The following is a 13,606-nucleotide window of genomic DNA, read 5'->3' as shown; positions in this document are numbered from 1 at the left end:
TCACTTGAAGCGATGGACGTTCGACAGCTGCTTGTTGACGCTGAAGTTCTTGCGGTAAATCAGTGCCATCTTGCCGATGACCTGAACCAGGTCCGCTTTGCCGACCTTGCACAGTTCTGCAATGTTCGCCAGGCGCGACTCGCGATCGAGGATGTTGAGCTTGATTTTAATCAGCTCGTGATCCGCCAAAGCGCGTTCAAGCTCGGCTAACACACCTTCAGTCAAACCGTTGTCAGCCACAGTCAAAACTGGTTTCAGATGGTGGCCAATGGATTTGTACTGTTTCTTCTGCTCTTGAGTGAGCGGCATAATCTGACCCCTGCGTCTGATCTTGTAAAAAGCGGCGGCCAGTTTACCCGAGCGAGTCCGGGACCGCCCAGTTAATCACGACCCGTTTTATTTTCGAGGTGGCCCGTGGCCCGTTCCAAGACAAGCCTTAAGTGGCTGCAAAGACATGTCAATGATCCCTATGTGAAGCAGGCGCAGAAGGATGGTTACCGCTCGCGTGCGAGTTACAAGCTTCTGGAGGTCCAGGAGAAATACAAACTGATCCGTCCAGGTATGAGCGTTGTCGACCTGGGTGCGGCGCCCGGCGGCTGGTCGCAGGTCACTAGTCGGCTGATCGGTGGTCAGGGGCGTCTGATCGCCTCGGACATCCTGGAAATGGACAGCATTCCGGACGTGACTTTCATCCAGGGTGACTTCACCCAGGACGAAGTGCTCGCTCAGATCCTTGAAGCCGTGGGTAATTCGCAGGTGGACCTTGTGATTTCCGATATGGCCCCCAATATGAGTGGTACGCCTGAGGTGGACATGCCAAAAGCCATGTTTCTATGTGAGCTGGCTCTTGATCTGGCGGCTCGGATACTCAAGCCGGGTGGTAATTTCGTGATCAAGGTGTTTCAGGGCGAAGGGTTTGATGCTTACGTGAAGGACGCTCGTCAGAAATTCGACAAGGTCCAGATGATCAAGCCGGACTCTTCCCGTGGCAGTTCCCGCGAGCAATACATGCTGGCTTGGGGCTACCGCGGCCGTAGTGAGTAAATCGAGGTTTTTTTGCGGGTCGATAGGATTTTCGTATTTCGCCCCAAGAGCATTAGCGAATATTGTGTAGAAAGTGTTTCACAAAGGGTTACAGACGACGCCTGCCAGAGTCGTAGGTAATGTAGTAAGTTAGGCCGGTGAATATCATGCGAGGCGCGCGCCATCAGCGGCGCTTGCTTCAGAGGGTAGTTAATTGAACGATATGGCAAAGAATCTGATCCTGTGGTTGATCATCGCGGCAGTCCTGGTGACGGTGATGAACAACTTCTCCAGCCCTAACGAGCCGCAGACCCTCAACTATTCCGACTTCATCCAGCAGGTCAAGGATGGCAAGGTCGAGCGCGTAGCCGTCGACGGCTATGTGATTACCGGCAAGCGCAACGATGGCGACAGCTTCAAGACCATTCGTCCGGCAATCCAGGATAACGGTCTGATCGGCGACCTCGTGGACAACCACGTCGTGGTCGAAGGCAAGCAGCCTGAACAGCAAAGCATCTGGACTCAGCTGCTGGTCGCAAGCTTCCCGATCCTGGTGATCATCGCCGTGTTCATGTTTTTCATGCGGCAGATGCAGGGCGGTGCGGGCGGCAAGGGCGGGCCGATGAGCTTCGGCAAGAGCAAGGCGCGCCTGCTCTCCGAAGACCAGGTGAAAACCACCCTGGGTGACGTTGCCGGTTGCGACGAAGCCAAGGAAGAAGTCGGCGAGCTGGTTGAATTCCTGCGCGATCCGGGCAAGTTCCAGCGCCTGGGCGGTCGCATTCCCCGCGGCGTACTGATGGTCGGTCCTCCGGGTACCGGTAAAACCTTGCTCGCCAAGGCGATTGCCGGCGAAGCCAAAGTGCCGTTCTTCACCATTTCCGGTTCCGATTTCGTCGAAATGTTCGTCGGTGTCGGTGCCAGCCGTGTTCGCGACATGTTCGAGCAGGCCAAGAAACACGCGCCATGCATCATCTTCATCGATGAAATCGACGCCGTCGGTCGCCACCGTGGCGCCGGCATGGGTGGCGGTCACGACGAGCGCGAACAGACCCTCAACCAGTTGCTGGTAGAGATGGACGGCTTCGAAATGAATGACGGCATCATCGTCATCGCGGCCACCAACCGTCCGGACGTACTGGACCCGGCGCTGCTGCGTCCGGGCCGTTTCGACCGTCAGGTAGTGGTCGGCCTGCCGGATATCCGTGGCCGTGAGCAGATTCTCAAGGTCCACATGCGCAAGGTGCCAATGGGTGACGACGTCGCTCCGGCTGTGATCGCCCGTGGTACCCCTGGTTTCTCCGGTGCCGACCTGGCGAACCTGGTGAACGAGGCGTCGCTGTTCGCCGCCCGTGCCGGCAAGCGCATCGTTGAAATGAAAGAGTTCGAACTGGCCAAAGACAAGATCATGATGGGTGCCGAGCGCAAATCCATGGTCATGTCCGAGAAAGAGAAGCAGAACACCGCTTATCACGAAGCCGGCCACGCCATTGTCGGTCGCGTCGTGCCTGAGCATGACCCGGTCTACAAGGTGTCGATCATCCCCCGCGGTCGTGCCTTGGGCGTGACTATGTTCCTGCCGGAAGAAGATCGCTACAGCCTGTCCAAGCGGGCTTTGATCAGTCAGATCTGCTCGCTCTACGGCGGCCGTATCGCTGAAGAAATGACCCTTGGCTTCGACGGTGTCACCACCGGTGCATCCAACGACATCATGCGTGCCAGCCAGATTGCGCGGAACATGGTGACCAAGTGGGGCCTGTCGGAAAAACTCGGTCCGCTGATGTACGCCGAAGAAGAGGGTGAAGTGTTCCTCGGTCGCGGTGGCGGCGGTCAGGGCACCAGCTTCTCCGGCGAGACAGCGAAGCTGATCGACTCCGAAGTGCGCAGCATCATTGACCAGTGCTACGGCACGGCCAAGCAGATTCTCACGGATAACCGTGACAAGCTCGACGCCATGGCCGATGCCTTGATGAAGTACGAAACGATCGATGCCGATCAGATCGATGACATCATGGCGGGTCGTACGCCTCGCGAACCTCGCGACTGGTCGGGTGGTACCGGTACGTCCGGAACGCCTCCGGTGGTGCAGGGCGAGCGTCCGGAAACACCTATCGGCGGTCCGGCTGCTGACGTTTAAGGTTTGAAATGACTTCTGTTCAGTCCTCGACCCGGTTGCCTTGCGGCAACCGGGTTCTTGATTTGGCCCTGACGCATGTCATGGGTATTCTCAATGTCACTCCCGATTCCTTTTCTGACGGTGGCCAATATAACCAGCTCGATGCGGCCTTGCGCCACGCCGAAGCCATGGTGGCGGCCGGCGCGACGCTGATCGATGTCGGTGGCGAATCGACCCGGCCGGGTGCCAGGGCGGTTTCGCCGCTGGAGGAGCTCGAGCGCGTAGCGCCCATCGTCGAGCGAATTCATCGCGAGTTGGATGTCATCATCTCGGTTGATACCTCGACCCCGTCCGTCATGCGCGAAACCGCACGGCTGGGGGCCGGGTTGATCAATGACGTGCGTTCGCTGCAACGCGATGGCGCGCTGGATGCGGCCGCGGCCACCGGCTTGCCGGTCTGCCTGATGCATATGCTCGGTGAGCCGGGCGACATGCAGGACAATCCGCAATATCGGGACGTGACCGGGGAGGTCGGTGAGTTTCTTGCCGGACGCATGGCGCAATGTGCAGCGGCAGGCATACCCGTCGAGCGGATCATTCTTGATCCGGGTTTCGGTTTCGCCAAAAACCTGCAACACAATCTAAGCTTGTTCAAGCATATGGAGGCCTTGCATGCCTTGGGGCGGCCCCTGTTGGTCGGGGTTTCGCGAAAGAGCATGATAGGCCAGGCCTTGAATCGCCCGGTCGGAGAACGCCTGTATGGCGGTCTGGCGCTCGCGGCGCTGGCCTCATTCAAGGGAGCGCGTATATTGCGCGTCCATGATGTGGCCGAAACAGTCGATGTACTGCGGATGATCGCCGCAGTGGAATCAGCCGAATAAGAAGGATGGAGCGCTTATGACTAAAAAATACTTTGGTACCGACGGCATTCGTGGTCGCGTCGGCGAATACCCGATCACGCCTGATTTCATGCTCAAGCTCGGTTGGGCTGCGGGTATGGCGTTCCGCAAGATGGGCGCCTGCAAGGTACTGGTAGGCAAGGACACCCGGATCTCCGGCTACATGTTCGAATCGGCGCTTGAAGCCGGACTGACGTCGGCAGGTGCCGATGTCTTGCTCCTGGGTCCGATGCCGACGCCGGCCATCGCCTATCTGACGCGCACCTTCCATGCCGAAGCCGGCATCGTGATCAGCGCCTCGCACAATCCGCACGACGACAACGGCATCAAGTTTTTCTCTGGAAAGGGCACCAAGCTTCCGGATGAAGTCGAACACATGATCGAAGAATTGCTCGACACCCCGATGACCGTGGTCGAGTCGAGCAAGATCGGCAAGGTCTCGCGCATCAACGATGCGTCGGGCCGCTACATCGAGTTCTGCAAGAGCAGCGTCCCGACCGGCACCAGCTTCGCGGGCCTGAAGATCGTGCTCGACTGCGCTCACGGTGCGACCTACAAGGTGGCGCCGAGTGTGTTCCGTGAGCTGGGCGCCGAGGTCGTTGTACTTTCTGCCCATCCCAATGGCCTGAACATCAACGACAACTGCGGTTCGACCCATATGGAGCCGTTGCAGGCTGCCGTATTGGCCGAGCACGCCGATTTGGGTATCGCCTTTGATGGCGATGGCGACCGGGTGCAGATGGTCGATCACACCGGCGCTGTCGTCGACGGTGACGAATTGCTGTTCATCATTGCTCGCGACCTGCAGGAGCGCGGCAAGTTGCAGGGCGGTGTGGTCGGTACGCTGATGAGTAACCTGGGGCTGGAGCTGGCCCTGGCGGACCTGGGCATTCCCTTTGTACGGGCCAACGTCGGCGACCGGTACGTCATCTCCGAGTTGCAGGAGCGTGATTGGCTGGTGGGTGGTGAAAACTCGGGGCACATTGTCTGCTTCAGCCACACCACCACCGGTGATGCGATCATTGCGGCCTTGCAGGTACTGATGGCGCTCAAGCGGCGCTCCGAAAGTCTGGCGCAATCGCGTCAGCCATTGCGCAAGTGCCCTCAGGTGCTGATCAACGTGCGTTTCGGCGGTGGTGCAAGCCCCCTCGATCATCCGGCGGTCAAGGAGGCCAGCGAGCGCGTGACCCAGGCCATGGCCGGTCGCGGGCGCGTGCTGTTGCGCAAGTCCGGGACGGAGCCGTTGGTGCGGGTAATGGTCGAAGGCGAGGACGAAACGCAGGTTCGCGGCCACGCCGAAGAGCTGGCAAACCTGGTTACTGCAGTTTCTGCCTGAATTCGGCTTGCCAGCCATGATTGTGTTGGGTAACATCTGCGCCCACTTTGACCGACGAGGTACAGCATGCGTCGCCCTATGGTAGCTGGTAACTGGAAGATGCACGGTACCCGCACCAGCGTCGCTGAGCTGATTGACGGCCTCCGCCGTCTGGACTTGCCGAGCGATGTTGACGTTGCGGTATTCCCGTCTTGCCTGCATATCAATCAAGTGATTGATGGCTTGAAAGACCAGCCGATTTCGATCGGCGCGCAGAACTCTGCGGTGGAATCCATGCAAGGCGCATTGACCGGTGAAGTTGCACCGAGTCAGTTGGTGGATGCAGGTTGTTCCCTGGTGCTTGTCGGGCATTCCGAGCGCCGCCAGATCATGGGCGAGCAGGACGGAATGCTGATCCGCAAGTTCGCAGCGGCACAGGCATGTGGCTTGATTCCGGTGTTGTGCATAGGGGAAACCCTTGAGCAGCGCGAAGCCGGGAAAACTCTTGAAGTTGTCGGGCGTCAGCTGGACAGTATCATCGAGGAGCTGGGTGTCGGTGTCTTTGCCAAGGCGGTCATCGCTTACGAGCCGGTCTGGGCCATTGGCACCGGGCTGACTGCTTCGCCGCAACAGGCGCAGGATGTGCACGCAGCCATTCGCGCCCAGTTGGCGGAAAAGAATTCTGAAGTCGCACAAGGTGTGCGGCTTCTATACGGCGGCAGCGTGAAGGCGGCCAATGCGGTCGAACTGTTCGGCATGCCGGATATCGATGGGGGGCTCATTGGTGGAGCGTCCCTGAATGCAGATGAGTTCGGTGCGATCTGTCGCGCCGCGGGAAACTGAAAAAATGCTGGAAACAGTCGTAGTCGTTTTTCATCTGCTGGGTGCATTGGGCGTAGTTGCTCTGGTTTTGCTGCAGCAGGGTAAAGGTGCGGATGCTGGCGCGTCTTTCGGAGCAGGTGCTTCAAATACTGTGTTCGGAAGCCAAGGTTCCTCTACCTTTCTTAGTAAGTTTACTGCTATACTTGCCGCAGGTTTCTTCATAACCAGCTTAGGGTTAGGTTACTTTGCTAAAGAGAAAGCTCACCAGCTGACTCAAGTAGGTTTGCCAAACCCGGCAGTGTTGGAAGTTCCAAAGCAACAACCGGCTTCTGATGATGTCCCGGTGCTTCAAGAGCAAAAGTCGGCTACTCCAGCGACTGACGTGCCTCCAGCTCAAGAGCAGAAGTAAGAAGGGTTTCAAACGCAGTATTGCCGAGGTGGTGGAATTGGTAGACACGCAACCTTGAGGTGGTTGTGCCCATAGGGTGTAGGGGTTCGAGTCCCCTTCTCGGTACCAATTATCAGGAGAGCCCGCTGTTGCGGGCTTTCTTGTAGGTGGAAGGTTACATTGACCCTGTGAGGGATCGGTCGTATACTTCCGCCCCAGCTTTGTCGCGGGGTGGAGCAGTCTGGTAGCTCGTCGGGCTCATAACCCGAAGGTCGTCGGTTCAAATCCGGCCCCCGCAACCAGTTTCAGGAGCCCCTTTTCAGGGGCTTTTTGTTAGCTGGACACTTTCTACGCCGCTGTTCGACGGCGTTTCAAGGATGGGCGTTTCGCCCATTTTTTTATTTTGCATAGCATGCACATACATGCACGAGGGGGTTCAGGTGTCGAGCAAGCTAGAAGAGTTGCAGGCCTTGTTGGCCCCGGTGGTCGTGGCCCTGGGCTATGAATGCTGGGGTATTGAGTTTTCGGCTCAGGGTCGCCACTCAATGTTGCGCGTTTATATTGATAAAGAAGGCGGTGTGCTGGTGGACGATTGCGCCATCGTCAGCCGTCAGATCAGCGGTGTCCTGGATGTTGAAGATCCGATCGCCGTTGAATACACCCTTGAAGTTTCCTCGCCTGGCATGGAACGCCCGCTGTTCACTATTGAGCAGTTTGCAAAATTTGCCGGTGAACAAGTGAAGATCAAGCTGCGCTCGCCTTTTGAAGGGCGACGCAACTTTCAGGGCCTTCTGCGCGGTGTAGAAGAGCAGGACGTCGTGGTGCAGGTTGAAGACCATGAATTCCTGTTGCCGATCGATATGATCGACAAGGCCAACATTATTCCCAGTTTTGACTGAGACGCGGATCCCGCGGATCCAATGGCTTGCGAAAGGCGAGGCGTACGATGAGCAAAGAAGTACTGCTGGTTGTTGAGTCGGTATCCAATGAAAAGGGCGTACCGGCAAACGTAATTTTTGAAGCGCTGGAGCTGGCTCTGGCCACTGCTACCAAAAAACGTTTCGAGGACGAAGTCGATCTGCGTGTGGAAATCAATCGCCACACCGGCGCTTACGAGACCTTCCGTCGCTGGACGGTCGTCGAAGAAGCGGACCTGGACGATCCGGCCATCGAAACCTGGCCGAGCAAGGTTGCAGAAACGCATCCTGGTGCTCAGGTCGGTGACGTCGTCGAAGAAAAGATCGAGTCCATCGAATTCGGCCGCATCGCTGCACAGACTGCCAAGCAAGTCATCGTGCAGAAAGTTCGCGAAGCCGAACGTGCTCAAGTCGTTGATGCCTATCGCGAGCGCCTGGGAGAGATCATTTCCGGCACCGTGAAGAAAGTGACCCGCGACAACGTGATCGTCGACCTGGGTAACAACGCAGAAGCGTTGCTGGCCCGCGAAGACATCATTTCTCGCGAAACCTTCCGGGTTGGCGTGCGCCTGCGCGCGCTGCTCAAGGAAATCCGCACCGAGAACCGCGGCCCGCAGCTGATCCTGTCGCGTACCGCGCCGGAAATGCTGATCGAGTTGTTCCGCATCGAAGTGCCGGAAATCGCTGAAGGCCTGATCGAAGTCATGGCGGCGTCCCGGGACCCGGGTTCGCGCGCCAAGATCGCGGTCCGCTCCAAGGACAAACGCATCGACCCGCAAGGCGCTTGCATCGGCATGCGCGGTTCGCGCGTCCAGGCAGTGTCGGGTGAGTTGGGCGGTGAGCGTGTGGACATCGTCCTGTGGGACGACAACCCGGCTCAGTTCGTGATCAATGCAATGTCGCCGGCTGAAGTGGCGGCAATTATCGTTGACGAGGATGCCCATGCCATGGACATCGCCGTTGGCGCAGACAATCTGGCTCAGGCCATCGGTCGCGGAGGTCAGAACGTGCGTCTGGCCAGCCAGTTGACTGGCTGGACCCTGAACGTGATGACCGAATCGGACATCCAGGCTAAGCAGCAAGCAGAAACCGGCGATATCCTGCGCAACTTCATCGACGAGCTGGAAGTCGACGAAGACCTGGCACAGGTGCTGGTAGATGAAGGCTTCACCAGCCTGGAAGAGATTGCCTACGTACCGTTGGAAGAAATGCTCAACATCGACGGCTTTGACGAGGAAACCGTCAACGAGCTTCGCGCTCGTGCCAAGGATCGTTTGTTGACCAAAGCCATCGCTACTGAGGAAAAGCTGGCAGACGCCCATCCGGCCGAAGACCTGCTCTCGCTTGAGGGTATGGACAAGGATTTGGCGATGGAACTGGCGGTGCGCGGCGTAATTACCCGCGAAGACCTGGCCGAGCAGTCTATTGACGATCTGCTCGACATCGACGGCATTGACGATGATCGTGCCGGCAAGTTGATCATGGCCGCCCGAGCCCACTGGTTCGAGTAATTAGGCGCGGCCTGAGGAGAGAAGTGCATGACGCAAGTCACGGTGAAACAACTGGCCGATGAGGTCAAAACACCGGTAGAGCGCCTGTTGCAGCAGATGCGTGAGGCTGGTCTGCCGCACACCGCCGCCGATGAAGGTGTGAGCGATAGTGAGAAGCAGTCTTTGCTGACTCACTTGAAAAGCAGCCACAAGGCGAAAGTGGAAGAACCGCGCAAGATTACATTGCAGCGCAAAACTACCAGCACCCTGCGTGTTGCTGGCAGCAAAAGCATCAGCGTTGAAGTGCGCAAGAAGAAAGTCTTCGTACAGCGCAGCCCGGAAGAAATCGAAGCCGAGCGCAAACGCGAACAGGATGAACGTCGCGCAGTAGAAAATGCTGCTCGTCAGAAGGCTGAAGAAGAAGCCAAGCGTCGCGCCGAAGAAGAAGCGCGTCGCCAGCCAGCTGCTGCGCAAACCGCTACTGGCAACGCCGTTGCAGCACCTGCAGCACCTGCTTCAGTTGCCGAACCTGTACGCGAAAGCGCGCCGGTTGTCGCCGCTGCTCCAGCGCCGTCTGCTGACGTTCGCAACAAGCAGAACGAACAGCGCCGTCCGGACAAACCACGTGCCGACGATAACAGTCGCCGTGGCAGTGGCGATGGCGAGCGCAAAAACGCTCCGCATCGTGCTTCGGTCAAGGAAAAAGCGCCTGCTCCACGCGTTGCCCCACGTACTACCGACGAAGAAAGCGATGGCTTCCGTCGTGGTGGTCGCGGCAAGGCCAAGCTGAAGAAACGCAACGCTCACGGTTTCCAGAGCCCAACCGGCCCTGTCGTGCGTGATGTGCAGATCGGCGAGACCATCACTGTTGGCGATCTCGCCCAGCAGATGTCGGTCAAGGCTGCTGAAATCATCAAGTTCATGTTCAAACTGGGTACTCCAGCGACCATCAACCAGGTGCTTGATCAGGAAACTGCTCAGCTGGTAGCCGAAGAACTGGGCCACAAAGTGACCCTGGTCAGCGACACCGCCCTGGAAGATTCCCTGGCCGAGTCCTTGAAGTTTGAAGGTGAGACGTTCTCCCGTGCGCCAGTTGTGACCGTAATGGGCCACGTTGACCATGGTAAGACTTCGCTGCTCGACTACATCCGTCGTGCCAAGGTAGCTGCTGGCGAAGCCGGCGGGATCACCCAGCACATCGGTGCGTACCACGTTGAAACCGAGCGCGGCATGGTCACCTTCCTCGACACCCCTGGTCACGCCGCGTTTACCGCAATGCGTGCCCGTGGTGCCAAGGCGACCGACATCGTGATCCTGGTAGTTGCAGCGGACGACGGCGTGATGCCGCAGACCATTGAAGCTGTCCAGCACGCCAAGGCCGCTGGTGTTCCACTGGTGGTTGCAGTGAACAAAATCGACAAGCCGGGCGCCGATCTCGATCGCATCCGTAGCGAACTGTCGGTTCACGGCGTGACGTCAGAAGAGTGGGGCGGTGACACCCCGTTCGTATCGGTTTCGGCGAAAGTCGGTACTGGCGTGGACGAGTTGCTCGAAGCTGTTCTGCTGCAAGCTGAAGTTCTGGAATTGAAAGCAACGCCTTCGGCTCCAGGTCGTGGCGTCGTGGTTGAATCGCGTCTCGACAAAGGTCGTGGCCCGGTGGCTACCGTTCTGGTTCAAGACGGTACCCTGCGCCAAGGCGACATGGTGCTGGTCGGTTCGAACTATGGCCGTGTACGTGCCATGCTCGATGAGAACGGCAAGCCAATCAAGGAAGCCGGTCCTTCCATCCCTGTCGAGATCCTCGGCCTGGACGGTACCCCGGACGCTGGCGACGAGATGAGCGTGCTGTCGGACGAGAAGAAAGCCCGTGAAGTGGCTCTGTTCCGTCAAGGCAAGTTCCGCGAAGTCAAACTGGCTCGCGCTCACGCCGGCAAGCTGGAAAACATCTTCGAAAACATGGGTCAGGCAGAGAAGAAGACGCTTAACATCGTCCTCAAATCCGACGTCCGTGGTTCGCTGGAAGCGTTGAACGGTGCCTTGAACGGCCTGGGTAACGACGAAGTGCAAGTGCGCGTGGTCGGTGGCGGTGTCGGTGGTATCACCGAGTCCGACGCCAACCTGGCACTGGCCTCCAACGCTGTACTGTTCGGCTTCAACGTGCGTGCCGATGCTGGCGCTCGCAAGATCGTCGAGCAGGAAGGCCTGGATATGCGTTACTACAACGTGATCTACGACATCATCGAAGACGTCAAGAAAGCCCTCACCGGTATGCTGGGCAGCGATGTTCGCGAGAACATCCTGGGTATCGCTGAAGTGCGTGACGTGTTCCGTTCGCCGAAGTTCGGCGCGATCGCCGGTTGCATGGTTATCGAAGGTGTTTTGCACCGTAACCGTCCAATCCGTGTGCTGCGTGAAGACATCGTTATCTTCGAAGGCGAGCTGGAATCCCTGCGCCGCTTCAAGGATGACGCTTCCGAAGTACGTGCCGGCATGGAATGCGGTATTGGCGTCAAGAGCTACAACGACGTCAAGCCTGGCGACAAGATCGAAGTCTACGAGAAGGTTCAGGTTGCTCGCAGCCTCTGACTCGCGCACTTCAAGGGCCACGGTGAGCCGCCGCATGCAAATGCGCGGCACAGCGTCAGGACTCTAAACGCAACGCCCGGTCTGGCTTTTGTCAGGCCGGGCGTTTGCCGCTTTCAGACCCTTCGGGTTTCACCGTGGGGCAGTAACAGGTAACAAGACATGGCAAAAGAATACAGCCGTACCCAACGTATCGGCGATCAGATGCAGCGTGAGCTGGCACAGCTGATCCGTCGTGAAGTCAAAGACCCGCGCGTCGGCCTGGTCACCATTACCGCCGTTGAAGTCAGTCGTGACGTCGGTCACGCCAAGATCTTCATCACCGTGATGGGCCAGGACAACAGCGACGACATCGCGCAAAGCATCAAGGTGCTCAACTCCGCCGCCGGTTTCCTGCGCATGCAGTTGGCCCGCGAGATGAAGTTGCGCAGCGTTCCACAGTTGCACTTCCACTACGACGAAAGCGTCGTGCGTGGCGCGCACCTGTCGGCCCTGATCGAGCGTGCGGTGGCTGAAGACAGTCAGCGCCCGGTAGCCGCTGAACCCGAAGACGCCAAGGAGTAATCGGTGGCTCAGGTCAAACGCATCCGTCGTAACGTCAGTGGCATCATTCTGCTCGACAAACCGCTGGGGTTTACCTCCAACGCCGCGTTGCAGAAGGTTCGCTGGCTGCTGAACGCCGAGAAGGCCGGGCACACCGGCAGTCTCGATCCGCTGGCCACCGGCGTGTTGCCGTTGTGCTTCGGCGAGGCCACCAAGTTCTCGCAATACCTGCTTGATTCCGACAAGGGTTACGAAACCCTGGCGCAACTGGGCAAAACCACGACCACGGCGGACGCCGAGGGCGAAGTTTTGCAGGAGCGTCCGGTGACCGTTGGTCGATCCGATGTCGAAGCGGTGCTGCCCAATTTTCGCGGTCAAATCAGTCAGATACCGCCGATGTACTCGGCGCTCAAGCGTGATGGCCAACCCCTGTACAAGCTGGCCCGTGCAGGCGAAGTAGTGGAGCGCGAACCGCGTTCTGTTACTATTACGCGCTTGGAATTACTGGCCTTCGAAGGTGATACTGCGCGGCTGGCGGTGGATTGCACTAAAGGCACCTATATCCGCACTCTTGTAGAGGATATTGGTGAGCAACTCGGTTGTGGCGCCTACGTTGCAGAACTGCGACGTACCCAGGCCGGGCCATTCACCCTGGCGCAGACAGTGACGCTCGAAGAGCTGGAAGCGGTGCATGCCGAAGGCGGCAATGAAGCGGTCGATCGCTTCCTGATGCCATCGGACAGCGGCCTGCTGGATTGGCCTCTGCTGCAGTTCTCGGAAGCGAGCGCGTTCTACTGGCTCAACGGCCAGCCGGTACGTGCCCCGGATGCTCCGAAGTTCGGCATGGTGCGGGTACAGGATCACAATGGTCGCTTCATCGGTATCGGTGAAGTGAGCGAAGACGGGCGCATCGCGCCACGTCGACTGATTCGGTCAGAATGACCGAACGAGGGTGGCTGTCAACAGGCACGGTCACTACTCATTTTTAGATACAGGGATTTGTCCCTGGCCTGTTGAAACTGTTTTTCTGAAACAGTTTCCTGATAAAAGGATTGCCTCATGGCTCTCGACGTTCAAGAAAAAGCTCAAATCGTAGCTGACTACCAGCAAGCTGTTGGTGACACTGGTTCGCCAGAGGTGCAAGTTGCACTGCTGACCGCCAACATCAACAAACTGCAAGGTCACTTCAAGGCCAACGGTAAAGATCACCACTCCCGTCGTGGTCTGATCCGCATGGTAAACCAGCGTCGCAAGCTGCTGGACTACCTGAAAGGCAAGGAACTGGGTCGCTATCAGACTCTGATCGGTCGCCTGGGTCTGCGTCGCTAATCAGCGATTGCGCTAGAGGTTGGTTGTTTGTCGTGCGTCAGCGGGTTTCCCGCTGGCGGATGGCAGGCTCCCAGCCTCAAGTTTTATCTGGATACAACGTTTTACCCTGGACAGGCGTTGGGCCGATTCCCGGCATTGCCCAAGAATTTCGCAAGAAGACAAGTTCCCCAAGAGCCACAAAAGA

At 58.2% G+C, this 13,606-nt stretch carries 13 protein-coding genes and 2 tRNA genes; 14 read left to right on the top strand and 1 reads right to left on the bottom strand.

Going from position 1 to position 13,606, the window contains the following annotated elements:
• Positions 1 to 309 (bottom strand): YhbY family RNA-binding protein, encoded by a 309-nt coding sequence (locus tag F8N96_RS28305; protein ID WP_008005472.1) that lies wholly within the window; start codon positions 307 to 309, stop codon positions 1 to 3.
• A 105-nt stretch (positions 310 to 414) separates the two neighbouring features.
• On the opposite strand from F8N96_RS28305, the gene rlmE reads away from it, so the two are divergent.
• The 14 genes from rlmE (at position 415) to rpsO (ending at position 13,422) form a co-directional block, all read left to right on the top strand.
• The gene (gene rlmE, locus F8N96_RS28300; protein WP_008005470.1) at positions 415 to 1,044 is read left to right on the top strand and encodes a 23S rRNA (uridine(2552)-2'-O)-methyltransferase RlmE; all 630 of its coding nucleotides are present in this window, start codon (positions 415 to 417) and stop codon (positions 1,042 to 1,044) included.
• Positions 1,045 to 1,246: 202 nt separating this feature from the next.
• A complete protein-coding gene (gene ftsH / locus F8N96_RS28295; protein WP_150766389.1) occupies positions 1,247 to 3,157 on the top strand; it encodes an ATP-dependent zinc metalloprotease FtsH in 1,911 nt (636 codons plus the stop codon).
• 8 nt (positions 3,158 to 3,165) lie between these two features.
• Positions 3,166 to 4,017 carry a dihydropteroate synthase gene (gene folP / locus F8N96_RS28290; RefSeq protein WP_150800595.1) on the top strand — a complete coding sequence of 284 codons (852 nt, stop codon included), beginning with the start codon at positions 3,166 to 3,168 and terminating at the stop codon, positions 4,015 to 4,017.
• A 16-nt stretch (positions 4,018 to 4,033) separates the two neighbouring features.
• Entirely contained in the window at positions 4,034 to 5,371 is a 1,338-nt protein-coding gene (gene glmM / locus F8N96_RS28285; protein WP_150800594.1) for a phosphoglucosamine mutase, read from the top strand.
• Positions 5,372 to 5,437: 66 nt separating this feature from the next.
• On the top strand, positions 5,438 to 6,193 hold the full coding sequence (gene tpiA, locus F8N96_RS28280) for a triose-phosphate isomerase (protein WP_150800593.1): 756 nt from the start codon (positions 5,438 to 5,440) through the stop codon (positions 6,191 to 6,193).
• A gap of 4 nt (positions 6,194 to 6,197) precedes the next feature.
• Positions 6,198 to 6,581, top strand: a complete 384-nt coding sequence (gene secG, locus F8N96_RS28275; protein ID WP_017336473.1) for a preprotein translocase subunit SecG — start codon at positions 6,198 to 6,200, stop codon at positions 6,579 to 6,581.
• Between the two features lie 22 nt (positions 6,582 to 6,603).
• Positions 6,604 to 6,689, top strand: a tRNA-Leu gene (locus F8N96_RS28270).
• Positions 6,690 to 6,785: 96 nt separating this feature from the next.
• Positions 6,786 to 6,862: transfer RNA gene (locus tag F8N96_RS28265), tRNA-Met, on the top strand.
• A 138-nt stretch (positions 6,863 to 7,000) separates the two neighbouring features.
• A complete protein-coding gene (gene rimP, locus F8N96_RS28260; protein ID WP_010463487.1) occupies positions 7,001 to 7,459 on the top strand; it encodes a ribosome maturation factor RimP in 459 nt (152 codons plus the stop codon).
• Between the two features lie 47 nt (positions 7,460 to 7,506).
• Entirely contained in the window at positions 7,507 to 8,988 is a 1,482-nt protein-coding gene (gene nusA, locus F8N96_RS28255) for a transcription termination factor NusA (RefSeq protein WP_008024459.1), read from the top strand.
• Between the two features lie 27 nt (positions 8,989 to 9,015).
• The gene (infB, locus tag F8N96_RS28250; RefSeq protein ID WP_150800592.1) at positions 9,016 to 11,553 is read left to right on the top strand and encodes a translation initiation factor IF-2; all 2,538 of its coding nucleotides are present in this window, start codon (positions 9,016 to 9,018) and stop codon (positions 11,551 to 11,553) included.
• Between the two features lie 159 nt (positions 11,554 to 11,712).
• Positions 11,713 to 12,114 (top strand): 30S ribosome-binding factor RbfA, encoded by a 402-nt coding sequence (rbfA, locus tag F8N96_RS28245; RefSeq protein ID WP_150800591.1) that lies wholly within the window; start codon positions 11,713 to 11,715, stop codon positions 12,112 to 12,114.
• 3 nt (positions 12,115 to 12,117) lie between these two features.
• A complete protein-coding gene (truB, locus tag F8N96_RS28240; RefSeq protein WP_150800590.1) occupies positions 12,118 to 13,035 on the top strand; it encodes a tRNA pseudouridine(55) synthase TruB in 918 nt (305 codons plus the stop codon).
• Between the two features lie 117 nt (positions 13,036 to 13,152).
• Positions 13,153 to 13,422 (top strand): 30S ribosomal protein S15, encoded by a 270-nt coding sequence (gene rpsO, locus F8N96_RS28235; RefSeq protein ID WP_150800589.1) that lies wholly within the window; start codon positions 13,153 to 13,155, stop codon positions 13,420 to 13,422.
• The last annotated feature ends 184 nt before the right edge of the window (positions 13,423 to 13,606 follow it).

Source organism: Pseudomonas fluorescens, assembly GCF_902497855.1.
GTDB lineage: Bacteria > Pseudomonadota > Gammaproteobacteria > Pseudomonadales > Pseudomonadaceae > Aquipseudomonas > Aquipseudomonas fluorescens_BI.
The sequence above is the reverse complement of the archived record's forward strand: the minus strand, read 5'-3'. Positions and strand labels throughout refer to the sequence as shown.

Bases quoted from the DNA above. Each gene is read 5' to 3' on its own strand.
- F8N96_RS28305 (WP_008005472.1), bottom strand. From the start codon at position 309: ATGCCGCTCACTCAAGAGCAGAAGAAACAGTACAAATCCATTGGCCAC.
- ftsH (WP_150766389.1), top strand. From the start codon at position 1,247: ATGGCAAAGAATCTGATCCTGTGGTTGATCATCGCGGCAGTCCTGGTG.
- folP (WP_150800595.1), top strand. From the start codon at position 3,166: ATGACTTCTGTTCAGTCCTCGACCCGGTTGCCTTGCGGCAACCGGGTT.
- glmM (WP_150800594.1), top strand. From the start codon at position 4,034: ATGACTAAAAAATACTTTGGTACCGACGGCATTCGTGGTCGCGTCGGC.
- tpiA (WP_150800593.1), top strand. From the start codon at position 5,438: ATGCGTCGCCCTATGGTAGCTGGTAACTGGAAGATGCACGGTACCCGC.
- secG (WP_017336473.1), top strand. From the start codon at position 6,198: ATGCTGGAAACAGTCGTAGTCGTTTTTCATCTGCTGGGTGCATTGGGC.
- nusA (WP_008024459.1), top strand. From the start codon at position 7,507: ATGAGCAAAGAAGTACTGCTGGTTGTTGAGTCGGTATCCAATGAAAAG.
- infB (WP_150800592.1), top strand. From the start codon at position 9,016: ATGACGCAAGTCACGGTGAAACAACTGGCCGATGAGGTCAAAACACCG.
- rbfA (WP_150800591.1), top strand. From the start codon at position 11,713: ATGGCAAAAGAATACAGCCGTACCCAACGTATCGGCGATCAGATGCAG.
- rpsO (WP_150800589.1), top strand. From the start codon at position 13,153: ATGGCTCTCGACGTTCAAGAAAAAGCTCAAATCGTAGCTGACTACCAG.